Annotated in this window: 27 protein-coding genes; 6 read left to right on the top strand and 21 right to left on the bottom strand. The window is 65.9% G+C overall.

Going from position 1 to position 25,146, the window contains the following annotated elements; all coding sequences use genetic code 11:
- Positions 1–21: 21 nt before the first annotated feature.
- Positions 22–1,266 carry an efflux RND transporter periplasmic adaptor subunit gene (locus tag ACE10X_RS12750; protein ID WP_038386522.1) on the bottom strand — a complete coding sequence of 415 codons (1,245 nt, stop codon included), beginning with the start codon at positions 1,264–1,266 and terminating at the stop codon, positions 22–24.
- A 204-nt stretch (positions 1,267–1,470) separates the two neighbouring features.
- On the opposite strand from ACE10X_RS12750, the gene ACE10X_RS12745 reads away from it, so the two are divergent.
- The gene (locus ACE10X_RS12745) at positions 1,471–2,070 is read left to right on the top strand and encodes a TetR/AcrR family transcriptional regulator (RefSeq protein ID WP_038386523.1); all 600 of its coding nucleotides are present in this window, start codon (positions 1,471–1,473) and stop codon (positions 2,068–2,070) included.
- A 53-nt stretch (positions 2,071–2,123) separates the two neighbouring features.
- Positions 2,124–3,848: a SulP family inorganic anion transporter gene (locus ACE10X_RS12740; protein WP_038386524.1), complete on the top strand. Its 1,725-nt coding sequence runs from the start codon at positions 2,124–2,126 to the stop codon at positions 3,846–3,848.
- 135 nt (positions 3,849–3,983) lie between these two features.
- On the opposite strand, the gene ACE10X_RS12735 is transcribed toward ACE10X_RS12740, so the two are convergent.
- From ACE10X_RS12735 to phnG, 9 genes are all read right to left on the bottom strand, one after another.
- Positions 3,984–4,595, bottom strand: a complete 612-nt coding sequence (locus tag ACE10X_RS12735) for a pyridoxamine 5'-phosphate oxidase family protein (protein WP_038386525.1) — start codon at positions 4,593–4,595, stop codon at positions 3,984–3,986.
- A 76-nt stretch (positions 4,596–4,671) separates the two neighbouring features.
- Entirely contained in the window at positions 4,672–5,265 is a 594-nt protein-coding gene (gene phnN / locus ACE10X_RS12730) for a phosphonate metabolism protein/1,5-bisphosphokinase (PRPP-forming) PhnN (protein ID WP_038386526.1), read from the bottom strand.
- Positions 5,262–6,416 (bottom strand): alpha-D-ribose 1-methylphosphonate 5-triphosphate diphosphatase, encoded by a 1,155-nt coding sequence (locus ACE10X_RS12725; protein ID WP_038386527.1) that lies wholly within the window; start codon positions 6,414–6,416, stop codon positions 5,262–5,264. Before ACE10X_RS12725 ends, phnN begins: the two co-directional genes overlap by 4 nt.
- 13 nt (positions 6,417–6,429) lie before the next feature.
- Positions 6,430–7,128, bottom strand: coding sequence for a phosphonate C-P lyase system protein PhnL (gene phnL / locus ACE10X_RS12720; RefSeq protein WP_028334536.1), 699 nt, complete (start codon positions 7,126–7,128; stop codon positions 6,430–6,432).
- Between the two features lie 8 nt (positions 7,129–7,136).
- On the bottom strand, positions 7,137–7,934 hold the full coding sequence (gene phnK / locus ACE10X_RS12715; RefSeq protein WP_038386528.1) for a phosphonate C-P lyase system protein PhnK: 798 nt from the start codon (positions 7,932–7,934) through the stop codon (positions 7,137–7,139).
- Positions 7,927–8,811 carry an alpha-D-ribose 1-methylphosphonate 5-phosphate C-P-lyase PhnJ gene (locus tag ACE10X_RS12710; RefSeq protein ID WP_016846424.1) on the bottom strand — a complete coding sequence of 295 codons (885 nt, stop codon included), beginning with the start codon at positions 8,809–8,811 and terminating at the stop codon, positions 7,927–7,929. Before ACE10X_RS12710 ends, phnK begins: the two co-directional genes overlap by 8 nt.
- The gene (locus tag ACE10X_RS12705; RefSeq protein ID WP_038386529.1) at positions 8,808–9,911 is read right to left on the bottom strand and encodes a carbon-phosphorus lyase complex subunit PhnI; all 1,104 of its coding nucleotides are present in this window, start codon (positions 9,909–9,911) and stop codon (positions 8,808–8,810) included. The genes ACE10X_RS12710 and ACE10X_RS12705 overlap by 4 nt, the downstream gene beginning before the upstream one ends.
- 3 nt (positions 9,912–9,914) lie before the next feature.
- Positions 9,915–10,523 (bottom strand): phosphonate C-P lyase system protein PhnH, encoded by a 609-nt coding sequence (gene phnH, locus ACE10X_RS12700; RefSeq protein ID WP_038386530.1) that lies wholly within the window; start codon positions 10,521–10,523, stop codon positions 9,915–9,917.
- Positions 10,524–10,527: 4 nt separating this feature from the next.
- Positions 10,528–10,989: a phosphonate C-P lyase system protein PhnG gene (gene phnG / locus ACE10X_RS12695; protein ID WP_038386531.1), complete on the bottom strand. Its 462-nt coding sequence runs from the start codon at positions 10,987–10,989 to the stop codon at positions 10,528–10,530.
- Positions 10,990–11,105: 116 nt separating this feature from the next.
- On the opposite strand from phnG, the gene phnF reads away from it, so the two are divergent.
- Positions 11,106–11,831: a phosphonate metabolism transcriptional regulator PhnF gene (phnF, locus tag ACE10X_RS12690; RefSeq protein WP_016846420.1), complete on the top strand. Its 726-nt coding sequence runs from the start codon at positions 11,106–11,108 to the stop codon at positions 11,829–11,831.
- A 166-nt stretch (positions 11,832–11,997) separates the two neighbouring features.
- Here the strand turns inward: phnF and phnE (ACE10X_RS12685) are convergent, their stop codons facing one another.
- From phnE (ACE10X_RS12685) to phnC, 4 genes are all read right to left on the bottom strand, one after another.
- A complete protein-coding gene (phnE, locus tag ACE10X_RS12685) occupies positions 11,998–12,846 on the bottom strand; it encodes a phosphonate ABC transporter, permease protein PhnE (protein WP_038386534.1) in 849 nt (282 codons plus the stop codon).
- Positions 12,843–13,727, bottom strand: a complete 885-nt coding sequence (phnE, locus tag ACE10X_RS12680) for a phosphonate ABC transporter, permease protein PhnE (RefSeq protein ID WP_038386535.1) — start codon at positions 13,725–13,727, stop codon at positions 12,843–12,845. The genes phnE (ACE10X_RS12685) and phnE (ACE10X_RS12680) overlap by 4 nt, the downstream gene beginning before the upstream one ends.
- 83 nt (positions 13,728–13,810) lie before the next feature.
- On the bottom strand, positions 13,811–14,743 hold the full coding sequence (gene phnD, locus ACE10X_RS12675; RefSeq protein WP_038386536.1) for a phosphonate ABC transporter substrate-binding protein: 933 nt from the start codon (positions 14,741–14,743) through the stop codon (positions 13,811–13,813).
- Between the two features lie 79 nt (positions 14,744–14,822).
- Positions 14,823–15,638 (bottom strand): phosphonate ABC transporter ATP-binding protein, encoded by an 816-nt coding sequence (gene phnC / locus ACE10X_RS12670; RefSeq protein ID WP_038386537.1) that lies wholly within the window; start codon positions 15,636–15,638, stop codon positions 14,823–14,825.
- A gap of 210 nt (positions 15,639–15,848) precedes the next feature.
- Here phnC and ACE10X_RS12665 point away from each other — a divergent pair, with 210 nt between their 5' ends.
- The 3 genes from ACE10X_RS12665 to ACE10X_RS12655 are packed head-to-tail and all read left to right on the top strand — an operon-like array spanning position 15,849 to position 18,391.
- A complete protein-coding gene (locus ACE10X_RS12665; RefSeq protein WP_038386538.1) occupies positions 15,849–16,514 on the top strand; it encodes a chloramphenicol acetyltransferase in 666 nt (221 codons plus the stop codon).
- On the top strand, positions 16,511–17,683 hold the full coding sequence (locus tag ACE10X_RS12660) for an alpha-D-ribose 1-methylphosphonate 5-triphosphate diphosphatase (protein WP_038386539.1): 1,173 nt from the start codon (positions 16,511–16,513) through the stop codon (positions 17,681–17,683). Before ACE10X_RS12665 ends, ACE10X_RS12660 begins: the two co-directional genes overlap by 4 nt.
- A 9-nt stretch (positions 17,684–17,692) precedes the next feature.
- Positions 17,693–18,391 carry a DUF1045 domain-containing protein gene (locus ACE10X_RS12655; RefSeq protein WP_038386540.1) on the top strand — a complete coding sequence of 233 codons (699 nt, stop codon included), beginning with the start codon at positions 17,693–17,695 and terminating at the stop codon, positions 18,389–18,391.
- A gap of 152 nt (positions 18,392–18,543) precedes the next feature.
- Here ACE10X_RS12655 and hemC read toward each other — a convergent pair whose 3' ends face one another.
- The 7 genes from hemC to ACE10X_RS12620 all read right to left on the bottom strand — a co-directional run bounded on the left by hemC (position 18,544) and on the right by ACE10X_RS12620 (position 25,128).
- On the bottom strand, positions 18,544–19,554 hold the full coding sequence (gene hemC / locus ACE10X_RS12650) for a hydroxymethylbilane synthase (RefSeq protein ID WP_051003123.1): 1,011 nt from the start codon (positions 19,552–19,554) through the stop codon (positions 18,544–18,546).
- 65 nt (positions 19,555–19,619) lie between these two features.
- Positions 19,620–20,240, bottom strand: a complete 621-nt coding sequence (pncA, locus tag ACE10X_RS12645) for a bifunctional nicotinamidase/pyrazinamidase (protein ID WP_085970723.1) — start codon at positions 20,238–20,240, stop codon at positions 19,620–19,622.
- The gene (locus ACE10X_RS12640) at positions 20,240–21,058 is read right to left on the bottom strand and encodes an aspartate dehydrogenase (RefSeq protein ID WP_038386548.1); all 819 of its coding nucleotides are present in this window, start codon (positions 21,056–21,058) and stop codon (positions 20,240–20,242) included. The genes pncA and ACE10X_RS12640 overlap by 1 nt, the downstream gene beginning before the upstream one ends.
- The gene (locus ACE10X_RS12635; RefSeq protein ID WP_304556601.1) at positions 21,058–22,476 is read right to left on the bottom strand and encodes a M20/M25/M40 family metallo-hydrolase; all 1,419 of its coding nucleotides are present in this window, start codon (positions 22,474–22,476) and stop codon (positions 21,058–21,060) included. Before ACE10X_RS12635 ends, ACE10X_RS12640 begins: the two co-directional genes overlap by 1 nt.
- Before the next feature lie 129 nt (positions 22,477–22,605).
- Positions 22,606–23,106, bottom strand: a complete 501-nt coding sequence (locus tag ACE10X_RS12630) for a RidA family protein (RefSeq protein WP_038386542.1) — start codon at positions 23,104–23,106, stop codon at positions 22,606–22,608.
- 22 nt (positions 23,107–23,128) lie between these two features.
- Positions 23,129–23,539: a c-type cytochrome gene (locus ACE10X_RS12625; protein WP_375764204.1), complete on the bottom strand. Its 411-nt coding sequence runs from the start codon at positions 23,537–23,539 to the stop codon at positions 23,129–23,131.
- Positions 23,536–25,128 (bottom strand): NAD(P)/FAD-dependent oxidoreductase, encoded by a 1,593-nt coding sequence (locus ACE10X_RS12620; RefSeq protein WP_038386543.1) that lies wholly within the window; start codon positions 25,126–25,128, stop codon positions 23,536–23,538. Before ACE10X_RS12620 ends, ACE10X_RS12625 begins: the two co-directional genes overlap by 4 nt.
- Positions 25,129–25,146: the final 18 nt, after the last annotated feature.

Genomic DNA, 25,146 nt, shown 5'->3' with positions numbered 1-25,146 from the left:
CTCCGCCCCCGCGCGCAGCGCCTAGCGCTGCACGACGTGCTGGTTGGTTTCAGTGGATGCCTGCTGCATGCCGCGCGCGCCCATTTCGGCGACTTCCATCTTCAGAAGCGCACCCGGACGCACGCGCTGCAGGCCGTTGACGACGATGCGGTCGCCGGATTTCAAGCCGGCGGTGACGATCCGCAGGCCATCGACCGCGCCGCCGAGCGTGACGGAGCGATAGACCGCACGGCTGTCGTCGCCGACCAGCATGACGAACTTCTTGTCCTGGTCGGTGCCGACGGCGCGCTCGTCGATCAGCACCAGCGTCTGCTGCTTGGGCTGGCCCATGCGCACGCGGGCGAATTGCCCGGGGATCAGCCGGCCGTCTTCGTTCTTGAACACCGCGCGGACCCGGATGGTGCCGCTCTGCCCGTTGACCTGGTTGTCGATCAACTGGATGTGCCCCTTGGCGCCGAGGCCGCCCGACGTCACCATGTCGACCGGAATCTGGTCGAGATTGCCGCGCTTGCCGGAGGCGTCCGCGATCGAGTTCAGCGCGCGCAGCACGACTTCCTCGTCGGCATCGAAGCTCGCATAGATCGGATTGACCGAGACCAGCGAGGTCAGGACCGGCGAAGACGTACCTGCCGCGACGAGATTGCCGACGGTGACCTCGATCCTGCCGACCCGGCCGTCGACCGGTGCCCGCACCTCGGTGTAGTCGAGATTGAGTTTGGCCGTCTGGAGCGCGGCCTCGGCGGCCTTGACGTTGGCGACTGCCTCGCGATTGGCGTTGTCGCGCTGGTCGAAATCGCGCTTGGTCACGATGTTGTTGCCAACCAGCTGCGCGCCGCGCTCGACTTCGCTCGTGGTGAACACGACGCGGGCCTTGGCGGCCTCAAGCTGCGCCTGGGCGCGATCGACCTCGGCGGCGTAGGGCGCAGGGTCGATCTTGAACAGGATATCGCCGGACTTCACCAGCGCGCCCTCGGTGAAGTTGGTCGACAGGATCGCGCCCGCCACCCGCGGCCGGAGCTGGACACGGTCGACGGCTTCGAGCCGGCCCGAAAAGTCATCGAACAGCGTGGTCGGCCGCGGCTGGATCACGGCAACGGTGACCGGGACCGCCGGCTCGGGAGCCGCGGCAGTCGCGGTCGCCTGTGCGGCATGAAAATAGTGACCGGTCGCGATCGAACCGGCCACCGCGACGGCGCCAAGGATCACGATACCGCCGACGACACGTCGCAAGCGGCCGGAACGGGGATTTTGGGTTGACGAGGGCATTCACGCGCTCCAGATATCTGTAGTGTTCGCTACAGATGTGGAGCTGGACGCCGGTTCGCAAGATACTTATGTATCGAGCACTATGAATTTCTTATCTCATTCATGGGGAAATGGGAAGTCGCGGAAAAACATCACGTGCAACAAGAGGATAAGCCAGGGACAATTCGTCATAGAAACGGCACCCGGCTTACGGAGCAACGAAATATGGGAATGGGACGCCCCCGCGCTTTCGACGCGGACGCCGCTTTGGACCAGGCCATGGATGTGTTCTGGCGCCACGGTTACGAGGGCGCGACGATCGCCCAGCTCACCGAGGCGATGAACATCAATCCCCCGAGTCTCTATGCCGCCTTCGGCAGCAAGGAGGGTCTGCTGAAGGCCGCGCTCGACCGTTACACCGAGAAGCGCGACGCCTGGATGGAAAAGGTTTTGGGCGCCGCCACCGCCCGAGAGGTGGCCGAACGATTTCTGATGGAGCACGCGGACGCCCAGACCGATCCCGCCAACCCGCCGGGCTGCCTGCTGGTGCAGGGCGGCCTTGCCTGCGGCACCGGCTCGGAGAATGTTCCATTTGAACTGGCAGCTCGCCGCACCCGAACCGAGGACCAGTTGCACGAACGTTTCGTCCGCGCAAAGGCCGAACGCGACCTGGGTGAAAGCGCCGATGCGGCCACCCTTGCCCGCTATCTCTCCGCGGTGACATCAGGCATGTGCGTGATGGCCTCCTCGGGTGCCGACCGCAACGCGCTGCGCGAGATTGCAGCGGTGTCGCTGAAGGCGTTTGATGAGCAGGCGAAGGGGTAGAGCAGTTCACGTCAAGCGCCTGCGAGCCCCAACGAAGTTGGGAGTGACCGGGGATGAATCATTGGACCGGCTGGCTGCCGGGTCTCGACACGCTGCGTCGATATCAAGCGGCATGGCTCCCACACGACATCGTCGGCGGGCTGGTGCTCGCGACCATGCTGGTCCCGGTCGGCATCGCCTATGCGGAAGCATCCGGCCTGCCCGGCATCTACGGGCTCTATGCGACGATCGTTCCGCTGCTCGTGTACGCGCTGTTCGGGCCGAGCCGCATCCTTGTCCTTGGACCGGACTCGGCGCTTGCGGCCATCATCCTCGGCGTCGTCGTTCCGCTGTCGGGCGGCGATCCCCTGCGCCCGGCAACCCTGGCCGCCATGATGGCAGTCGTCTCCGGAACGATATGCATCGTCGCGGGCATCGCGCGGCTGGGATTCCTGACCGAGCTTCTCTCCAAGCCGATCCGCTACGGCTACATGAACGGAATAGCCCTGACCGTGCTGATCAGCCAGCTGCCAAAGCTGTTCGGCTTTTCCATTGAAGGCGATGGACCTCTGCGCAGCCTCTGGGCGGTCATCGGAGCAATCGTCGACGGAAAGACGAATTGGGCGACCCTCGGGATCGGCCTTGCGACGCTGGCGGTGATCCTGCTGCTCGCCCGGAACAAGCGGCTCCCGGGCATTCTGATTGCCGTCGTCGCGGCGACGGTCATCACCGGGGTTTTCGATCTCGGGGCACGCGTCGGCGTGACAGTCCTGGGTTCGCTTCCCCAGGGCCTGCCGGGATTTGCCATTCCCCGGATCGGCTATGGCGACATCGTGCAGGTGCTGATCGGCGGCAGCGCCGTCGCGCTGGTGTCGTTCGCCGACACCAGCGTGCTTTCGCGCGCCTATGCGGGACGATTGGGCGATCGTGTTGATCCCAACCAGGAGATGGTGGGGCTCGGCGCGGCCAATCTGGCGGCCGGCTTTTTTCAGGGTTTTCCGATCAGCAGCAGCGGATCGCGCACGCCTGTAGCGGAAGCTGCCGGAGCGCGCACTCAATTGACCAGCGTCATCGGCGCGCTTGCCATCGCCTTTCTGCTGCTGATAGCGCCGAACCTGCTCCAGCACTTGCCCAACGCCGCGTTGGCTGCCGTCGTCATCGCCGCCGCGCTCGGCCTGTTTGAGGTCGGCGACCTCAGGCGAATCTACCGCATTCAGCAGTGGGAGTTCTGGCTATCGATGGTCTGCTTTGTCGGCGTGGCCGTGCTGGGCGTGATTCCCGGAATAGGCCTCGCCATCGTGCTCGCCATCGTCGAATTCTTGTGGGACGGCTGGCGGCCGCATTCCGCCGTGCTGGGCCGCGCCTCCGGCGTGAAGGGCTATCACGACATCACGCGATATCCGGACGCTCGCCAGGTCCCCGGGCTGGTGCTGTTCCGATGGGATGCGCCGCTGTTCTTTGCCAATGCCGAGTTCTTCAAGGAACGCGCGCTGGACGCCGTGGCGAAATCTCCGACGCCGGTGCGCTGGCTGGTGGTCACGGCCGAGCCGGTCACCAGCGTGGACGTGACCGCCGGCGACATTCTCGCCGAGCTCGACGAGGCGTTGCACGCACAGAAGATCGAGCTGTGCTTTGCCGAGCTCAAGGATCCCGTCAAGGACAAGCTGAAGAAATTCGGCCTGCTGGCACAACTTGGCGAAAACAACTTCTTCCCGACCATCGGCGTCGCCGTTGCGCGCTACCTCGAGATCAATGCTGACGTGACCTGGGAGGACTGGGAAGACCGGGCTGAAGCCTAAAGCGCGATGGGTTCAATCGTCAGCGCGCTATAGCGCTTTTGTTTGAGCATGATCTCCGCGCAATCGCTTCGCGTTTGTCGCAGGGAAAACCGCTTCGCACTTTTCCGGATCATGCTTCCCAGCCATCCACGCGGATCACCACATCGTCTGCCGCGCGCGCTCCGGCCATTCCCGATCGTATTTTTCGCCGCCGACCGTGTGCTCGCTCATCTCGGCCAGGATCTGGCCCGGCGTCGGCAACACCTTCGGATCGACCCGCTTGTCCGGATTCCAGAGATCGGAGCGCACGATCGCGCGCGCACACTGGAAATAGATCTCCTCCACATGCATTACGATCACCGTGCGCGGTGCCTTGCCTTCCATCATGAAGGAGGCGAGCAGCTCCGGCTCCGCCGTGACATGAGCGCGGCCGTTGACGCGCAGCGTGCTGCCCGAGCCCGGAATGAGGAACAGCAAGCCGACGCGGGGATCGCGGACGATGTTGCGCAGCGAATCGCAGCGATTGTTGCCGCGGCGATCCGGCATCATCAGCGTCTTCGCATCATGGATGCGCACAAAGCCCGGCAGGTCGCCGCGCGGCGAGCAATCGAGCCCTTCGGGGCCTGCGGTCGCAAGCGACACGAACGGCGACTTCTCGATGAGCACACGATAGAGCGGCGTCACGTGATCGGCGACCTTCACGGTCGACGCGTCGTTCGGGAAGCCGTAGATCGCCTCAAGTTGCTCGACCGTTTCGATCACCGACATACGTGCCGTTCTCCTCTGGTTCCCTTTCGACGCGTTTTCTTCACGCGAACCGCTATCCACTTCGCTCGAAAACGCTCTATTCGTCCCAGCGTTCGCCCTTGATGATGCGGACAAGCTGTCGCGCATGATAGTCGGCGGTGCCGGAATTGACGATGGTGAAATCGGGCGTCGACGTGCTCTCGTCGACGGTGCGGGCCAGCCGTTGCTCGAGAAGGCCGTCGCTGCTGCGCGCCCGCATTGCGAGCCGCGCGGCCAGCACATCCGGCGGCGCCGTGACCAGCACCACGACAGCATTGGCATAGTTGCGGCGCGCCGCCGCGATCACGGTGCGCGAGACGTTCGCGATCACGGTACGTCCTGCACCGATATCGTCGTTGATCAACCGCGACAGCGCATAGCGATGGCCGTGCGCTTCCCAGTGCATGGCGTAGTCACCGGCAGCTACCGCGCGCTGGAAGGTTTCCGCGCTGACCTCCTCATTGTCCTCCGACGCCGAGGCCTGGCGGGTGATCAGCCGGCGGGGAAACACGACAACGCGGTCATCGCCGCAGGCCGCTTTGGCGAACCCCAGCAGCGTGTCCTTGCCGGCGCCGCTCGGGCCGACCACCAGGATCAGCCGGCCGGGACCGATTCCGGCGCGCCGATCGGCGACGACGGATGCATCGGTCATGCGACCCTCCCCCCTTCGCGCCAGACGCTGCGCACGACAGGCAGATCGCGCGCGACGTGCACGCGGATCAGGTCGGCACGCCGGCCGACCGCGATCTCGCCGCGGTCGTTGAGCCCGACCGCTTCGGCCGGTGTCTTGGTCACGGTGCGCACGGCGGAGGCGAGATCGATCGCCGGCACATGCCGCGGCAATTGCAGCGCCGCCATCAGCAGGCTGGACGGAATGTAGTCCGACGACAGGATATCGAGCATGCCCTCATTGGCGAGATCGACGGCCGCGATATTGCCGGAGTGCGAACCGCCGCGCACCACATTCGGCGCACCCATCAGGATGTCGATTCCGGCGGCGTGCAAGCCCCGCGCAGCTTCCATCGTGGTCGGGAACTCCGCCACCGCGACCTTGTCGTTGACGGCGTCGACCACGTTTTCATCCGTGGTGTCGTCATGGCTCGCCAGCGGGATCCTGTACTCATGCGCCAGCGCGACGATGGCGCGGGTGTTCGCAACAGCATATTCCTTCTGATAGGCGAAGCGCCGGGCGAACAGCACGTCGAGCTGGGCGTCGGTCATGCCGCCGCCCTTGCCGCGATAATAGTCGCGCAGCTTCACCTCGTCGCGGAACTGGCGCTGGCCGGGCGTGTGGTCCATCAGCGACATCAGCCGCACGTCCGGCCGGTCGATCAGTTCCTTGGCCTCGGCAACGACGTCCGGCATCGGCACTTCGCAGCGCAGATGCAGGAAATGATCGGCGCGCAGCAGATTCTCCTCGCGCGCCGCCGCGATCGCCGCCGCCAGCACGCCGGCCCGGCCGTCGACATCCTCGGCGCCGTCCTCGCGCCAGACCCGCAGCGAATCCAGCACCGTGGTGATGCCTGAGGTCGCGAGCTGCCCGTCATAGGAGATCACGGCCGCGACCGGATTCCAGAACACCTTCGGCCGCGGCACATAGTGCATCTCGAGATGGTCGGTGTGCAGCTCGATCAGCCCGGGCATCAGGAGGTCGCCGCCGGCGTCCTCGGCGGGCTCGGGCGCCCTGCCCTCGCCGAATTCCGCGATCCTGCCGTCGGATATCGCGACCCAGCCCTGCTCGATCACGCGATCGGCGAGGACCAGCCGGGCGTTGCCGATGATGGTGTCTTGCTTGGCGGTCATTTCAAACGGTCCTTCAGGCAGCAGCGGCGAACGAGGTCACATCGACGATGCGGTCGGCAATCAGATGACGGATTTCGTCGTCATGGACAATCGCGACCATCGCGACGCCCTTGGTTTTCTTCTCCGCGATCAGCTCGACCACCACGGCGCGATTCGCCGCATCGAGCGAAGCGGTCGGCTCGTCCAGCAGCAGGATCGGCAGGTCCGAGATGAAGCCGCGTGCGATGTTGACCCGCTGCTGCTCGCCGCCGGAGAAGGTCGAGGGCGGCAAGGTCCACAGCCGCTCCGGAATGTTGAGCCGGCGCAGCAGCTGGCCGGCGCGCGCGCGGGCCTCCTCGCGCGCCACGCCGTTGACGATCAAGGGCTCGGCAACGACGTCGATCGTCGCCACCCGCGGCACGGCACGCAGGAACTGGCTGACATAGCCGATGGTCGAGCGGCGGATGCTGAGCACCTGGCGCGGCTCGGCGGTGGCAAGGTCGACAACCTTGCCGTGATGGCGGATACCGATCCGGCCGCTGTCGCAGCGGTAGTTGCCGAAGATCATCTTCAGGATCGAGGATTTGCCGGCGCCCGACGGGCCCGACAACACCACGCACTCACCCGGATCGGCGTGGAACGAGACGCCGCGCACCACGGGCAATTCGACGCCGCCCTGCAGGTGCATGGTGAAGGTCTTCTCGGCGTCGGCAAGTTCGATCATCGCGGTCATTGGCACGCTCATGGCGGAAGAATCGAGGAAACGAGCAGCTGCGTGTAGGGCTCGCGCGGATCGTCGAGCACCTGGTCGGTGAGGCCGGTCTCGATGACGCGGCCGCCCTTCATCACCATCACGCGATGCGAGAGCAAGCGCGCCACCGCCAGATCGTGGGTCACGACGATCGCGGCAAGCCCGAGCTCGCTGACGAGGTTGCGCATCAGGTCGAGCAAACGCGCCTGCACCGAGACATCGAGGCCGCCGGTCGGCTCGTCCATGAACACCAGCCGCGGCTCGGTGACGAGGTTGCGGGCGATCTGCAGCCGCTGCCGCATGCCGCCGGAATAGGTCTTCGGCGCGTCGTCGATGCGGCCGGTATCGATCTCGACCCGCTCCAGCCAGGTCGACGCGGTGTCGCGAATGCGGCCGTAATGATTCCAGCCGACCGCCATCAGCCGCTCGCCGACATTGGCGCCGGCCGACACGCCCATGCGCAGGCCCTGCGCCGGGTCCTGGTGCACGAAGCCCCAGTCGGTGCGAAACAGGAAGCGCCGCTCGGCCTCACCGAGCTCGGCGAGATCGCGCAGCACGCCGTCGCGCATCCGGTAGGACACCCGGCCCGCGCTCGGCGCGAGCTGCGCCGAGAGCAACTGCAGCAGCGTCGACTTGCCCGAGCCGGACTCGCCGACGATCGCCAGCACCTCGCCCGAATAGAGCGCGAACGAGACGTCGCGGCAGGCGGCAAGCCGGCCGTAATTCTTGGCAAGCCCCTCGGCAACCAGCAGCGGCTCATCGTTCTCGAGGCTCGAGAGCTCAGACATGCGCCTTCTCCTTGTGCGGCGCTGCGCTCTCGGTGCCGTGATGGCCGGCGGCCTGGCGCTGCTCGCAGAAGTCCGTGTCGGAGCAGACAAACATCCGCCCGCCCTTGTCGTCGGTGACGATCTCGTCGAGATAGGAATTGTCGGCGCCGCACAGCGCGCAGGGCGCGTTGAAGCGGTAGCGCGTGAACGGATGATCCTCGAAGTCCAGCGAGACCACGGTGGTGTAGGGCGGGATCGCGTAGATGCGCTTCTCGCGGCCGGCGCCGAACAGCTGCAGCGCCGCGCAATTGTCCATCTTCGGATTGTCGAATTTCGGCGTCGGCGACGGGTCCATCACGTAGCGCGCGTTCACCTTCACCGGATAGGCGTAGGCGGTGGCGATATGGCCGAAGCGCGCGATGTCCTCGTAGAGCTTGACGTGCATCAGCCCGTATTCGGCGAGCGCGTGCATGCGCCGCGTCTCGGTCTCGCGCGGTTCGAGGAAGCGCAGCGGCTCGGGGATCGGCACCTGATAGACCAGCACCTGCCCGGCATGCAGCGACGCCTCGGGAATGCGATGTCGGGTCTGGATCACGGTCGCGTCCGTGGTCGAGGTCGTGGTCGCGACACCGGCGGTCTTGCCGAAGAACTTGCGGATCGAGATCGCGTTGGTGGTGTCGTCCGAGCCCTGGTCGATCACCTTCAGCACGTCGTCGGGACCGAGGATCGCCGCCGTCACCTGCACGCCGCCGGTGCCCCAGCCATAGGGCATCGGCATCTCGCGGCTCGCAAACGGCACCTGATAGCCGGGGATGGCGATCGCCTTCAGGATCGCGCGGCGGATCATCCGCTTGGTCTGCTCGTCGAGATAGGCGAAGTTGTACGTCGGCGCGTTCATTCCGCGGCCTCCTGCATTTCCACCGCTTCGTTGGCTTCCGCGAACTCCTGCCGCAGCTTGCGCAAGAGACCGAGCTCGGACTGGAAGTCGACATAGTGCGGCAACTTGAGATGCTCGACGAAGCCGGTCGACTGGACATTGTCGGAGTGCGACATCACGAACTCCTCGTCCTGCGCCGGCGCCGCCGCCTCCTCGCCGAGCTCACGCGCACGCAGCGCGCGATCGACCAGCGCCATCGACATGGCCTTGCGTTCGCTCTGGCCGAAGGCGAGGCCATAGCCGCGGGTAAAGCAGGGCGCCTCGGTGGTCGAGCCCTTGAACTGGTTGACCATCTGGCACTCGGTCAATTCGATCGAGCCGAGCGGCACGGCAAAGCCCGCGTCCTCGGCGAAGAACTCGACCTCGACCTCGCCGAAGCGGATCTCGCCGGCGAAGGGGTGATTGCGGCCGTAGCCGCGCTGCGTCGAGTAGCCGAGCGCGAGCAGGAAGCCCTCATCGCCGCGCGCCAGGTTCTGCAGCCGCAGATCGCGATCGGCCGGAAAGCTCAACGGCTCGCGCGTGAGGTCGCCGACCGGCGTGTCGCTATCTGCCTGCGGCGAGGATTCGATCAGACCGTCACGGCCGAGAATGTCGGTCACCCGCGGCGTGGCGGCCTGCGAGGCCTCCGCGGTCGCCGGCTGCTCCGGCACAAAGCCTTCCGCGAGCTGCGGATCGAGCAGGCGATGGGTGTAGTCGAAGGTCGGTCCCAGGATCTGGCCGCCCGGAACGTCCTTGAAGGTCGAGGAGATCCGCCGCCGCACCTGCATCTCGCCGGTGTTGACCGGTTCGGTGGCGCCGAAGCGCGGCAACGTGGCGCGAAAGGCGCGGACCAGGAAGATCGCCTCGATCATATCGCCGCGCGCCTGCTTGATCGCGAGCGCCGCGAGCTCGCGGTCGTAGAGCGACCCTTCGGTCATCACGCGATCGACACCAAGCGCGAGCTGCTCGGAGATCTGTGCCAGCGTCATCTCGGGCACGTCGCGGTCGCCGCGCCGCTCATGCGCGAGCAGACGATGGGCGTTCTCGATGGCGCGCTCGCCTCCCTTGACGGCTACATACATCGCTCACACTCCGCTTGCGATCAGCCGCGTGGTGCGCGGGATCGCCACAATGGCATCGTCATGGACCAGCACGACATCGATGCCGCGCGGGAACAGGGCTTCGTTGATCGAAAGCCGCTGGAACAGGTCGCGCGGCTTGATCATCGCCTGCAGCACGGCGCTGCCGTCGATGCCGGGCCCTTTCAGCTCGAAGGCCGGACCCTGCGACAGGCTGTCGACCTGCAGGATCAGCGTGGTCGACCGGTCAGGATATTCGCTGCTGCCGAACGCAAAATGCTCCAGCGCCGGCAGGCTCGCGGCATCGCCGATCAAAGCGAAGCTCGCGATCGAGGAATCGGCCACCACCGGCGCGCTGGCGTGAAACTTCAGCCAGCGGGCGACGTCCGGCGTCGCCGACATCGCGGCGTCGAGCCAGATCGGCGTGTCGTGATCGAACAGGGTCAGCGCGATCGCGGCCGAGCCGCGCATCATGCCGGCGGGCGTTCCGACGCTCGCGGCGACGTGCTGCACGCTGCCCGGGCGCGCCATCGCATCCATCACGGAACGGAAAGTCGACTGCGCCGACAGCACCTTGTCGGCAAAGCCCGCGGGCATTTCGGCAATCGTCGTCATTGCATCATCCCTCACCGCGCACCATCGTGTAGAAATCGACCCGCGTCGCCGCGGTTTCGGCCGCCTTGCGGCCGCGTTCGGCGTTCATGGCGACGCGCAGCGGCGCGATCACCTTGGCCTCCACTTCGCCGGACAGCTCCGCCGACTGCACCATGGCGTCGCACAGCGCGATCATCTGCGCCTTGCGCGCGTCCCGGCCGAGCGTGTAGCCGAAGCCGACCTCGCCGGTCGCAAGCCGCACCGCCGCGCGCGACACCGTCGCCTCGCCGAGATTGAACGGCGCACCGTCGCCGCCGATCCGTCCGCGCAGCATCACAAGGCCGTTTTCCGGCTCGCGCAGGTTCTCATGCGCGGGCACCTCGATCGCGGCCAGCCTGCCGGCAATGTCCGCAGCGGCGGCGTGCGCCAGCACCGTCATCGCGGCCTTGCGCTGGGCCTGTTTGCTGTTTGGTCCGGTCGAACTCATGGGCAAACCTTTGGGCAACCTTGCTTGCATCAAGTTGTCTATGATACTAGACAACTTGATAGCGGAGCGCCATGACTGTTTCGTGACAAACCAAAGATTTCTGGTATCACCGCGCCATGAGCATGCAGGAAAGTTCCGGCGTCGCCTTGTGGCGGCAGGTCGCCGACGGCATCGAGCGCGGCATCGCTGACGGCCGCTTTGCCGCCGGCGAAAAGCTGCCCGGCGAGATGGAGATCGCCGAGACGTATCGGGTCAACCGCCACACCGTGCGGCGGGCGCTCGCCGCATTGGCCGAGCGCGGCCTGGTACGCGCGGAGCGCGGCAGCGGCACCTATGTCGAAGCCCAACGCCTCGCCTATCCCTTGCGCTCACGCACGCGATTTTCCGAGATCGTCGGCGCCGGCGGCCACGAGCCGCGCGGCCAGTTGATCGAAGCGGGCGACGACGTTGCCAATCGCGAGATCGCACGCGAACTGGGCCTGAAGATCGGTGCGCCACTGATCCGGATCGAAGCGGTGCGGCTCGCCGACCGGACGCCGATCTGCGTCTCCACCACCTGGCTGTCTGCCGAGCGGTTTCCCGATGCCGGCAGCGTATTCGCCAACGTTCGCTCGATGACCAAGCTGCTCGGACATTACGGCGTCAAGGACTACCACCGCGCCTCGACCCGGATCACCGCGGCGATTGTCGATGCGACCGACGCCGCGCGGCTCGACCTGCCGCTGGGACGGCCGGTGCTGGTGGTCGACGCCACCGACGTCGACATGCTGGACCAGCCGCTGGTGACCAAGCGCTCGCGCTTCGCCGCCGAGCGCGTCGAGTTTCTGGTCGAGAATGGTTGACGTGCTTCTGCTCCCTCGCCCCGCTCTTGCGGGGAGAGGGTTGGGGTGAGGGGCTGTCTCCGCGACTTCGAAAGCTTTGAGTGTGCGGAGAGTCCCCCTCACCCGGAATTTGCGCTGCGCGAAAATTCCGGCCTCTCCCCGCACGCGGGGAGAGGCGAAGAAGAAGCTACACCACCGCCCTTTGCCCGATGATCGCAAAGCGCAGCTTGCTGGAGATGAAATCGATCGCGGCAACCGCGATCAGGATCATCAGGATCAGGAACGATACCTTCTGCCATTCCAGCACGCGGATCTGCTCGGCGAGCTGCAAGCCGATGCCGCCGGCGCCGACGATGCCGATGATGGTCGCCGAACGCGTGTTCGACTCGATGAAGTAGAGCACCTGCCCGGCGATCACGGGCAGCACCTGCGGCAGCAGGCCGAAGCGGATCTCGTGCAGCGCGTTGCCGCCGGAGGCGCGGATGCCCTCGACCTGTTTGCGATCCGCCGCCTCGATCGCCTCCGAGAACAGCTTTCCGAATGCGCCGAAGTCGGACACCATGATCGCGAGCACGCCGGCGAACGGGCCGAGACCGACGACGTTGATCCAGACCAGCGCCCAGATCAGCGTATCGACGCCGCGGATCGAATCCAGGAAGCGGCGCACCGGAAAGCGGATCAGATTCGAGGGGATGATGTTGCGCGCCGCCAGCAGGCTGACCGGCAGCGCCAGCAGCGCGGCAAGCGTGGTGCCGAGCACCGCGATCGACAGCGTCTCGCCGAGCGCCTGCATGTAGAGCGGAAACGACGAGCCCGGATTCGGCGGGAGCATCAGCATGGTGATCCAGCCGAGCTGGCCGAGGCCCGCGATCAGCCTGGACGGCGAGAAATCGAGATCGACCAGTCCGAACACGAAGATCGCGAGCGCCGCCGCGATCATGGCTGGCATCGCCAGCCGTGCCGATGCGGGACGTTCGAAGACGCCGGGGTACTTCGCGCGCAGTTCCGTGGTGTCCGGCCTCGGCATCTGGCTCATCGACGGGTCTCCTTGCCGAACAGCCGGCCGCGCAACCAGCCGGTCGAGATGTCGATGATGAAGACGGTGACGATGATGGTGATGAGGATGGCGCTGACGTCGGAATAGTAGAACTTGCGGATCGCGACCACGAGCTCCTGGCCGATGCCGCCGGCGCCGACGAAGCCCATCACCGACGCCTCGCGGACGTTGATCTCGAAGCGCAGCAGCGCATAGCTGGCATAGCCGGCCGAGACCTGCGGCAGCACGGCAAAGCGCATGCAGGACAGCCAGCTCGCGCCGGTGGAGCGGATGCCCTCGACCGGCTTCATGTCGGCATTCTCGACGATCTCGGCAAACAACTTGCCGAGCGCCCCGGTGGTGTGGATCGCGATCGCCAGTACGCCGGCCATCGGCCCGAGGCCGAACGCGATCACGAAGATCAGCGCGAACACGATGCCGGGAACGGTGCGCGCGAATTCCAGCAGGCGGCGGATCGTGAAACGTACCCACGGGCCTGGCGACGTATTCTGGGCCGCGAAGAAATTGAGCGCGAAGGCGAGCACGGCACCCGTCAGCGTGCCGACATAGCTGATCAGGATCGTCTCGCCGAGCATCTTCAGCCATTTATGCCAACCCCAGAACCATTCGGCGGGATCGGTCCAGACCCGCGCGCCGGAATCCAGCGTCAGGATGCGATCGAAATAGCTGACGAAATTGCCGAAATAGGTGAACAGCGTGCGCAGGTTCACTTCCGCGCCGAACGCCGCGATCACCAGCACCGCACAGAAGGCCGCCGTTGCCAGCGCGGCCTTCAACCGCTGGCGTGCGACGGACTTGCGGTAGGCGTCCTCCAGCGTCGCCAGTTGCTGCGCTGGAAGAATGGATACGGCGGTCGCCATCGACGCGTGCCAGTCCGGTTCGGAGTTGAGTGGAGAGAAAGGGCCGGGCTATACGCCCGGCCCTCGTGACGTCAGGCGTGCGATCAGCTCGCCTTCTTGCGCAAACCGTCGACGAACTTGATCAGCTCGATGGTGCCGTCCCAATCCTTGGTGGTGGCGGGATGGAAGCCCTTCTTCTGACCGTCGGACAGACGGTCGAAGGCGGCCTTGTCCTTGGTCGGGGCGTCGAAGAAGGCCTTTGCGATCGCGGCCTTCAGATCCTCCGGAAGATCGGCGTTGTACGCATAGGGGCCGTTGATGATCAGCGCCGACTTGTGGATGATGCGGAAATCATCCTTCTTCATCGCCGAGCCGTCGGCATTCTTCAGCATGCCCTTGGTCAGCATCTGGGCGAGCGTGGAATCGTCCTCGTTGGTCCACTGGTTGGCGGCCACATCAACGGTCCCCTGCGACAGCGCCAGGACGGCGTTCTCGTGGCTGCCGGTGAACACGACCTTGCCGAAATAGCCCTCGGCGTTCGCGATGCCCATCTTGTTCAGTTCGAAGCGCGGCACGTTGTTGCCGGATGTCGAGTTCGGATCGACCAGGCCTAGATTCTTGCCTTTCAGGTCCTCGACGGACTTGTACGGGCTCGACGCCTTGACGAAGAACACCGAGTAATAGCCGGTCGAACCGTCGGCGTTCATATCGTTGGCGAACGCGTCGGTCTTGACGCCGGTCAAGCGCGCGCGAGAGAACGAGGCCGAGCCGTAGCTGGCGATCTGGATGTTGCCGGCGCGCTGGCCTTCGATGACGGCCGCGTAGTCGTTGGCAATGCGCAGCGTGACCTTCACGCCGAGTTCCTTCGACAGATACGCGACGAACGGCGTCCAACGCTCGGTGACGCCGGAGGCGTTCTCGGCCGGCACCACCGCGAAGGTGAGCTCCGGATATTTTGCCTTCCAGTCCTGCGCGGAGGCCGAACCGGCAAATGCCAGCGCGGCAGCGCCAGCCAGAATGATGCGACGAGTGAACATGACTACCCCTCTTTTGTCGTAGTTGCACCTGTTGGCCGAGCAAAATGCTCGGCCTCCCAGATTGAAAAGTGCGCGACGCTCAGGCCGCGGCTGCGGTGCCGAGTGCCGGCGCAGTTGCACCGTCGGGCGCGGGCAGCGGTGCCGCGCCGATGACGTCATTGGCCTCGAGGTCATAGAGCTCGCGGGCGATATGGTCGGTGAGCGCCGCGGGGGCGCCGTCGAACGCCACGCGACCCGCGGCCATGCCGACCAGGCGGTCGCAATAGGTCCGCGCCAGGTCGAGCGAGTGCAGATTGCAGAGCACCGTGATGCCGAAATGCTTGTTGATGCGCAGCAGCGCATCCATCACGATCTTGGTGTTACGCGGATCGAGCGAGGCGATCGGCTCGTCGGCGAGAATGATGTCGGGCTCCTGCACAAGCGCGCGGGCGATCGCGACGCGCTGCTGCTGGCCGCCGGAGAGCTGGTCGGCGCGCTGTGCCGCGAGCTGGGCGATGTCGAATTGCTCGAGTGCCGACAGCGCCAGCGCCCTGTCCTGTTCCGGCCAGACCTGCGCCAGCGAGCGCCATGACGGAATCTGGGCCAGCCGGCCCATCAGCACGTTGGTCAGCACATCAAGGCGGCCGACCAGGTTGAACTGCTGGAAGATCATCGCCGAGCGCGCGCGCCACCGCCGCAGTTCCTTGCCGCGCAACGCGGTAACGTCGGTGCCTTCGAACAGGATACGGCCGGAAGTCGGATCGGCGAGACGGTTGATCATCCGAAGCAGCGTCGACTTGCCGGCACCGGAGCGGCCGATCACGCCGACAAAGCTGCCCGGCGCGATCGAAAAGGACGCGTTGTCGACTGCGGCTTTCGTGCCGAACCGGCACGTCAAACCTTCCACCACCAGCATGTAATGCTCCAACCGCGCCTCGTTGGGCCATCGCTATCCCCGGCGTTTTACAGTTATGTGACGACAGCGCTGCGGTGCGGCGATCGTCCACACCCCTCCCTTGTCGCTCCCTTGCCGTCATCGCAACGTCATGATGTTGTCATCAAGCGTCCCGATGACGAGCACACATCCCCGGAAGCCCAAGATTCTTGAAGATTTGCGGAGGCCCTGATGGCCGGAAAGACACTCTCGGTTGTGCCGACCGTCGACCCGACTGCGTCGGTCCGTGAGAGCAAGCTCGGCAAATATACCGAGGTCGGCGCGCGCACGATCCTGCTTGAAGTCAGCATGGATGACTATTCCTACGTCGTGAACGACAGCCAGATCACCTACACCTCGATCGGCAAGTTCTGCTCGATCGCGGCGATGACCCGCATCAACCCCGGCAACCACCCGATGCATCGCGCGACGCAGGCACATTTCACCTACCGCGCCAGCGCGTATTTTCCCGGAGAGAGCGACGACACCGACTTCTTCAACTGGCGACGTGCGCATCACGTGCATATCGGCCATGACGTCTGGATCGGGCATGGTGCGATCCTGCTACCAGGACGGAACATCGGAACCGGCGCTGTCGTCGCCGCCGGCGCGATCGTGACCAAGGACGTCCCCGCCTACACCATCGTCGCCGGTAATCCGGCGCGGCCGGTGAAGCGGCGCTTCTCCGAGCCGATCGCGGACCGCCTTGCCGCCCTCGCATGGTGGGACTGGGATCACGAAACACTTCGCCGTGTCCTGCCCGACTTTCGCAAGCTCGTGGTCGAGGAATTCCTCGACAAGCACGAGGCCGAGGCCGTATCCCAATCGCAAGCCAAACAACGGAGCGCCGCATCGTGACGGACATTTTCATCGAGGGCGGGCGCACGCTGGTTGACGGCGCCTTGGTCGAGACCTCGCTGCGGACCGCGGGCCGCGACATCGGCGCGCTCGACGCCGAGCAGGGTCGCGCCGCGCTTCACATCGATGCCACCGGCCTGCTGGTGCTGCCCGGCATCATCGACCTGCACGGCGATGCGTTCGAGCGGCAGATGATGCCGCGCCCAAGCGTCGACTTCCCGACCGACGTGGCGCTGATCGACAGCGACAGGCAGGCGATCGCCAACGGCATCACCACCGTGTTCCATGGCACGACCTGGTCGTGGGAGCCCGGCCTGCGCAGCGCGGAGAATGCGCGCAAGCTGCTCGACGCGATCGAAGCGCTGCGGCCGCAGCTCGCCGCCGACACGCGCTTCCACCTGCGTCACGAGACCCACAATCTCGAGGCCGAGGCCGAGATCATTCAATGGCTCAGTGAAGGCCGCATCGACCTGTTCGCCTTCAACGACCACAGCAACGTCAAGCCGAAGAAACGCAACCAGCTGGCCGAACGCACCGGGCTCTCCGTCGAAGCCGTCAACGACATGCTCGACCGGGTGGTGGCGCGCCGTCCCGAAGTGCCCGCCTCGATCGCGCGACTGGCCGCGGCTGCGCGCGCGGCCGATATCCGCATGCTGTCGCATGACGACAACAGCCCGGCGATGCGCCAGGAGTTTCGCGCGCTCGGCGCTGTGATCGCCGAATTCCCCGTCAACGAGGAGACCGCGCGCGACGCCGCTGATGCGGGCGACTTCATCGTGTTCGGCGCGCCCAATGTGTTGCGCGGCGGCAGCCATACCGGCTGGACCAAGGCATCCGACATGATCGCACAGGGCCTCTGCTCGGTGCTGGCGTCGGACTACTACTATCCGGCGCAGCTGCTCGCGGCGTTCCGCCTCGTCGCCGACGGCATCCTGCCGCTCGCCAGGGCCTGGGACCTGATCTCGTCGGCTCCGGCACGCGCGGCAGGGCTTGCCGACCGCGGCGTGCTCGCCGCGGGCCGCCGTGCCGACATCGTCGTCGTCGACGACAAGGCGCCGCTGCGGCCGCGCATCGTCGCCGTGATCTCAGCCGGACGTCTGGTGCACCTGGCGGACGCGAGCTGCCTCGTTCATTCGCTCGCGCCGCGCAAGACGGTGGCGGCGGCGTAGCCCAGTCCCATGGCCAGCACTCCGCGCTACGCGATCTATTATGCGCCGTCACCCGACAGCGTCCTGCACCGCTTCGGTTCGACACTGCTCGGCTACGATGCGGTGTCGGGCGACGACCTGCCGTTTCCCGATGGCGTCACGCCGGACTGGCGCGAGGTGACCGAAGATCCGCGCAAGTATGGATTCCACGCCACGCTGAAAGCGCCCACCGCGCTCGCGGACGGTCGGAGCGAGGCCGAGCTTCTCGATGCCTGTGCCGCCTTCGCCGGCCGCGCGCGGCGCATTCCGGTGATCGCGCCGGTGGTCGATGCGATCAGCGGCTTCATCGCGGTGATCCCGGCCAGCCGCTCGGATGATCTGCAACAACTTGCCGCCGACTGTGTCACCGAATTCGACGCGTTCCGTACCCCGCTGACAGCCGCGGATCGCGCGCGGCGCAAGCCCGAGCGGCTCACCGCGCGGCAGTGCGACTATCTCGACCGCTGGGGCTATCCCTATGTCATGGAGGAGTTCCGCTTCCACATGACGCTGACGGGGCGGCTGAGCGACGAGCGGCGCGGCCCGATCGTGGCGCAGCTGCGCACACGGTTCGCGGCGGTCGACCTCACGCGGCTCGCAATCGACCGCATCGCGCTGTTCAAGCAGACCGACGGCGCATCGCGCTTCCGCATCATCGGCAGCTGGCCGTTGCGAGCTGATCGGGATTAGGCCTCACACACCGGTGTCGTCCCGGCGAAAGCCGGGACCCATAACCACCGTCGGTAGTTGTTCAAGCGAGCTGCGGTCCCAGCATCGTCCCACAACCAACATTCGTGGTTATGGGTCCCGGCTTTCGCCGGGACGACGTGGGATGGATATCGCTATTCGTCGATCCGGGTGCGGGCGATGATTTCGGCGGCGCCCTTCTCGAGCAGCTCCATGCCGACGGCGCGGCCGAGTTCGCGCGGACGATCGGCAGGCCCGCGCCGCGTCACCTCGATGAAGCCGGCACCGGCCTCGTCGAGCACGGAGGCGCGCAGCGTCATCTCGCTGCCCGCGAGCGTGGCGTGGCCGGCGATCGGCGAATTGCAATGACCGTTGAGCACCCACAGCACCTCGCGCTCGGCCTCGGCGGCGAGCCGCGACGGCGCGTTGTCGATCCCGGCCAGCCGCGCACGCGTCGTCCAGTCGGTCTCGACGCATTCCACCGCGACAATGCCCTGGCCGACGGCCGGCAGCATCTCGCCGACCGAGAAATCATGCGCGATGCGCGCGGTCATGCCGATGCGCTCCAGACCCGAGCGCGCCATCACCAGCGCATCCGCCGGCCCGACCTCGCCGCCGCCGGGCAGCCGCTGCTTGTCGCCGCGATCGAGCTTGGCCACCCGCGTATCGGCGGCGCCGCGATAATGGATCACGGTCGCTTCCGGAAACAGCCGGCGCAGATAGGCGGCGCGGCGGACTGCATTGGTGCCGATCATGAAGCCCTTGCCGCGCGCGGCGCGGAGGGTCTCGAGCGACAAGCCCGGCCGCAGCACGAGGCTGTCATTGGCGGCATCGCGCGCCAGCATCGCGGCGATGACGAGACCCGGCGTTTCCTCGTTGCCCGGCACGTCCTTCAGCGAATGCATCGCCGCCTGCAAGGTGCCGGCGCGCATGGCTTCGCGGATCTCGGCGACGAAGGCGCCGCCCTTGCCGCCATGGCGCAACAGCTTGCTGGTCTGGTCCTGGTCGCCGCGGGTCTCGAACTTGACGATGTCGACGGCAAGGTCCGGCGCCGAGGCGCGCAGCAGCCGCGCAACCTCGTCCGTCTGCGCGAGCGCCATCGCGCTCTTGCGCGTCCCAATCCGCAAAACCTGTCCCGACACGAAAGCTCCGCTGCGCGTGATCATCAACGGCTGGGGATTAGAACAAAAAGCCAGTCAAAACAACGGTTTTTGCCCCTCTTTGGCCCCGCTCAGACGAGCTCGTCAACAAGCTCCACCCCGGCCTCGCGCATCGCCGCGCTGGCGATGGCAAGCGAGCCGCCGAGATCGATGGCGCCGCAGCCCGCCAGCACGACAATGGTCTCGAAACCGAGCCGGCGCGCATCGAGCGCCGAATACTGCACGCAATAGTCCGTGGCGAGCCCCGCCATCACGACGCGCCTGAGGCCGCGCTCGCGCAGATAGCCGGCGAGCCCGGTCGGCGTCTTGCGGTCGTTCTCGAAGAACGCCGAATAGGAATCGATCGCAGCCCGGAAGCCCTTGCGGATCACGAGCTCGGCCCGGTCGGTCGCAAGGTCGGGATGAAACGCGGCGCCCGCCGTACCCTGGATGCAATGATCCGGCCACAGCGTCTGCGGGCCATACGGCATGGCGATTTCGGAGAACGGCGCCGCGCCCGGATGCGAGGTCGCAAACGAGCTGTGGCCCGCCGGGTGCCAGTCCTGCGTCAGCACGACATGATCGAACCGGCCGGCGAGCCGGTTGACGACAGGCACCACGGCATCGCCCTCCGCGACCGCCAGCGCGCCGCCGGGGCAGAAATCGTTCTGCACGTCGATGACCAGCAACAGATCGTCGGGCGCAATCTTCATCATGTGCCGATCCGCAATGACGCGCGCAGCTTGCGCAGGCAGGCGATCACCGACAGCGCGGTGATGCGGCCGGTCTTCGGGTTCTCCGAGGGAATGTTCTCGATCATCATCGAGAACCGCGCGGAATCGGAATCGACCTCGATCCGGTGGGTGTTGCGGGTCACGGTCGGATCCGCCCAGATCTCGACCCTTGTGCGGTCGGGGCCGATGCCGGCCAGCGACAGCGCCACCGCGACGTTGAGGTTGGCCGGAAAGCCCTTTGCGGCATCGCGCGCACTGCCCTCGAAGATGCGCAGCGGCTCGGTGATCCCCTCGATCCGGATGTTGTTTTCGACGAGGTGCGGTGCGCCGACGAGGCCCGCAACCGGCTTGCGCGTCACCAGCTTCGCCGAATGAATGGTTCCGATCGCCGCGGCGGTCACCGCATCAAGCCCGATCAGCGCGCCGGTCGGCACGATGATCTGGCCGCCATGGGCTCTCGCAAGATCGACGAGGTCCTCGTTCTGCAGCAGCGCGCCGACGCTCAGCACGACAGCGGTCTTGCCGCGCTCGACCACTGGCGCCACGATCGAGCGGACCACCTTGCTCGGCGCGCACTCGACCACGATGTCGGCGACCTCGGCCAGCTGCTCGATCGGCACCAGCTTCGGCGCCGACTTGAGCTCCGCCACCCAGCCACGGTGCTTGTCCGGATTGTTCGCCGACACCGCAACCAGCGTCAGGCCCTCGATGCCCTGATCGAGCGCCTTGGCGACGTCGGTGCCGATCGCGCCGAGGCCGGCGACCGCAACCCGTGCCCTTGTCTTGCTGTTAGCCATCATTTCCCGCCGGCGAGCATCTTGACCAGGCGATACAGATACTCCTCGCCCTCGTAGAACGACTTGACGAGCACGCGCTCGTCCTTGCCATGGTTGCGGTTGTCGTCGACATCGGCGGCCAGCCCGGAATGACCATAGGTCGGAATTCCGGCATTGCGCAGATAGCTGCCGTCGGTTGCACCGGTGCTCATGACCGGAACGATCGACGCATCCGGCCAGAACTCCTTCGACAGCTTCTCGATCGAACCCATGATCTCCTCGTTCAGGGGCGACGGCGGGCTCAGCACGGCCTTGCCGGTCGGAGCCACTGCGATCTCCTTGTCGGCGAGCAGGCGCTCGATCGTCGCCTGCACGCCCTCGACCGGCTCGCCGGGCAGAATCCGGCAGTTCACCTTGGCGGTCGCCAGCTGCGGCAGCGCGTTGATGGCGTGGCCGCCCTCCAGCATGGTCGCGACGCAGGTGGTGCGGAGCTGCGCATTATAGCCCGGGTTCTCCGACAATCGCGCCAGCGCCGCTGGATCGGGCTGCGGCGCCAGGATCGCTTTGATATCGTCGGCATGCGACGTGTCGACCTCGGCGGTCTTGGTGAAATAGATCCGCGTGGTCTCGTTGAGGTTCATCGGGAAGTCGAATTTGGAGAGCCGGACCAGGCCCTCGGCGAGGTGATAGATCGCATTGTCTTCGCGCGGCAGCGACGAGTGGCCGCCGCGATCCTTCACCGTGAGCTGGTAGCCGATCGAGACCTTCTCGCTGGTCTGCACGCTGTTGCGGATCGCCTTGCCGTTCTTCAGGCCGACGCCGCCGCCTTCGTTCAGCGCAAACTCGGCATCGATCAGGTCGCGGTGGTTCTTGATCAGCCATTGGATGCCGAGAGCGTTGGAATCGAGGATCTCCTCGTCGGTCTCGAGCGCGACGATGATGTCGCGGTCGGGCTTGTAGCCCTCCTTCTTGTAGCGGATCAGATTGGTAATGAAGGCGGATGCCATGTATTTGTCGTCGCTGGAGCCGCGGCCGTAGAAATAGCCGTCCTGCTCGGTGAGCTTGAACGGATCGACCGACCAGTCCTCACGGTTGGCGGGGACGACGTCGATATGGGCGACCAGGAGGATCGGCTTGCGCGCGCCGGAGCCGTGCAGCCGCGCCACCAGATTGCCCTTGTGCGACGCCGGCGAGAACACGTGCACGTCGGCCTCGGGGAAGCCCGCCGCGCGGAGCCGCGCGCCCATCGCCTCCGCCGCCTTCTGGGTATCCCCGGTCGCGGTGGTCGTGTTGATCTCGACCAGCTCCTGGTAGATGCCGCGGGCGAATTGCTGCTGCTCGGTCAATCCCTGCGCCGCCGCGCCGGTTGCGAGCAGCACCGGACCGAGCGCAGCCGCGAGCCGCAGCGATCGAACCGTGTTTCGGGCCTTGTGCGACATCTTACTCTCCCGGAATTCCGCCACCTGATTGGAGCGAATTCAGACAGGCGACATGCGCTTTGGCAAGACGGCGAGCCCTTCAATTTCCGCGCGCATGCTCCGCGGTTTCGCGTACGCTATTTGCAGGCCTTATTTCGAATCCTTGTTGGTATCCTTGACCGCGATCACCTCGATCTCGACCAGGAATCCGGGATTGGCGAGGGCGGCGACGCCGACCACCGAGCGTGCCGGCAGGTTCGGCTGGCTGCCGCCGAAGAACTGGGTGTAGCCCTCCATGAAGGCCTTGAAGTCCATCGGCGCCGACGCGCTGTGCACCAGGAACACCTGCATCTTGACGACGTCGCCCATGCCAAGGCCCTGGCCTTCCAGAATGGCCTTGATGCGGTTGAGCACGCCGACGGTCTGCGTCCTGGTATCGCCATAGGCCTGCGGGCTCGACGGATCGGCGTCCTTGTTGATCGCCGGCGGCACCTGGCCGCTGACATAGATGGTCGTGGTGTTGCCGGTGACGGTCACGGCCTGCGCGATCGGGAATGTCGAGTTGGGAATCGGATGCCTGACCACGTCAGCCGAGGCAGCGGTCGCCATCGCCGATAACGCGGCGCCCAGTGCGATACCGATGAATTTCATCAAACTCTCCCGAGTGTTTTTGTCAGCGGCGGGCGTCCTGGACATCCTTGGTCGTCACCGCGTCCTCATAGTTATTGCTGAAGTGCGTCCGCAGATAATTCACAACGGCGGCGATCTGACCATCGGTCATCATGTCGCCGAACGCCGGCATGCCGCGGCGGCCATTGATGACCAGGAAGACCGGATAGCTGCCGGTCTCGAGATTCTTGTTGCCGGCCAGCGACGGATAGCTGCCCGCCCCGCTCGCGCCCGTCGCATCCGGCATGTGGCAGCCCTGGCACACATTGGCGAACAGCTCCTCGCCGGTCATCTCGACGAAGCGGTAGCCCGAAGAGAAGGTGCGCTTGCCCGCGCGACTGTCCTGCCCAAGGGCTGCCGTCGCCGACAGCAGCGCCAGTGCGGCGATGACGGATGTTGCGGTCCGCATCATCATATCTTCACCACGCGTTCGTGCAGCCGGGAGATGACGTCGAGCGCGGACAGGATGGCGCCCTCCTGCCAGGCCGGCAGCTGCGAGGCGTGCTCGCCCGCCAGCACGATACGGCCGTCGATCTGGCAGAGATTGCGGTAATGCTGCGCGCGGGCGGCTTCGGTCCATTCGCCGGCGCAGCCAAGCGTGAACGGCACGCGATGCCAGGCCACCGCGACGCCGTTCTCGAATTCGTTTCTGTACTGGGGATGGATTACGGCGCCGAACTCGACCGCGCTGGCGACCCGCTCGGCCGGCGTCATCGCGGTGAACTCGAACGAATTGGCACCGCCATACATGTAGGCGCCGAGCAGGATGCCGCGGCCGCCGCGGTTGAAGCCATAGTTCGGATAGGCGATCTGCCGGATCGGCAGGTCGGTATAGCTGATGCCGCCATAGATCGCGTCATCCTCCTCCCAGAACCGCCGCTTGAACTGCAGGCCGATCTTCACCGAGGCGGCATAGGGCACGGAGTCGATCGCACTCTTCATCGGCGCGCTGACATCGACCGGCAACTGGCTCAGGATCGGCAACGGGATGGTGCAGATGCACCAATCGGCGGTCGCCTGCTGCACCGTGGATGGACTGGCGGTGTCGACATAGCTGACGGTGACGCCGGAGCCGTTCTGCTGGATCTGCGTCACCTTGGCGCCATAGCGGATGAGATCGCCGACCTCGCGCGCGAACGCCTTGCCGATCATGTCCATGCCGCCGACCGGCTGGAACATGGTGGTCTGGAAATCGTAGCGCGCAAAGGTCTGCAGATAGCGCCACATCCGCGACCGCAGCAGCTCCTGCAGCGAGATCGGGTCGCTGGGCAGCGGATCGCCCATCAAGCCGCCGCCGGGATCGCGCGCATAACCGCGGAACTCGGCCGACACGAGGTTGGCATTGTACTTGTAGTCGCGATCCAGCGCGCCCCAGTCGCGCAGCGACTGCAGCAGGATCTCCTGATCATCCTTGCCGACGGTCTCGTCGAGCCGGCCCTGCTGGGTGATCTTCGCGAGCAGCTCCGAGACCCCGCCCTGGAAATCCGCCTTGATGCTGCGAAAGCGTTGCGGCTTGCCGCCGAATGCACGCGTCGCGTGCAGATAGGCGTTGTGATTGAGCTGGATGAAGGGTTCCAGCGTCACTTTGAACCGTCGGCAGTAATCGAGCAGCGCACGGTGATGGTAGGGAATCCGCCACGGACCGGGATTGAGATAGAGCCCCTGCTCGAACTGGCTGGTCTGCCTGAAGCCGCCGAGCTCGACAAAACTGTCGCCGCCGCGGATCGACCAGTTGCGGCCGCCGGCGCGGTTGTTGAATTCGAGGATCTGGACCTTGTAGCCGGCCTTGCGCAGCTCCAGCGCTGCCGTCATCCCGGCAAGCCCCGCGCCGAGAATCAGCACCGAGGCGCCCTTCACGTCGCCTGCGAGCTTCAGCGGCCCCTTGTAGGCGGATTCCGACGCGAAGCCGAGACTCGTCATCGCGTGATACATCGCCGAACTGCCGGCAATGGTGCCAATCAGCGCCAGCAGATCCCGCCGCCTGATCACAGATTCGTTCTGCACCCGCGCTCACCCAGCCGC

It is taken from the genome of Bradyrhizobium sp. Pha-3 (assembly GCF_042258325.1).
Lineage (GTDB): Bacteria > Pseudomonadota > Alphaproteobacteria > Rhizobiales > Xanthobacteraceae > Bradyrhizobium > Bradyrhizobium elkanii.
The sequence above is the reverse complement of the archived record's forward strand: the minus strand, read 5'-3'. Positions and strand labels throughout refer to the sequence as shown.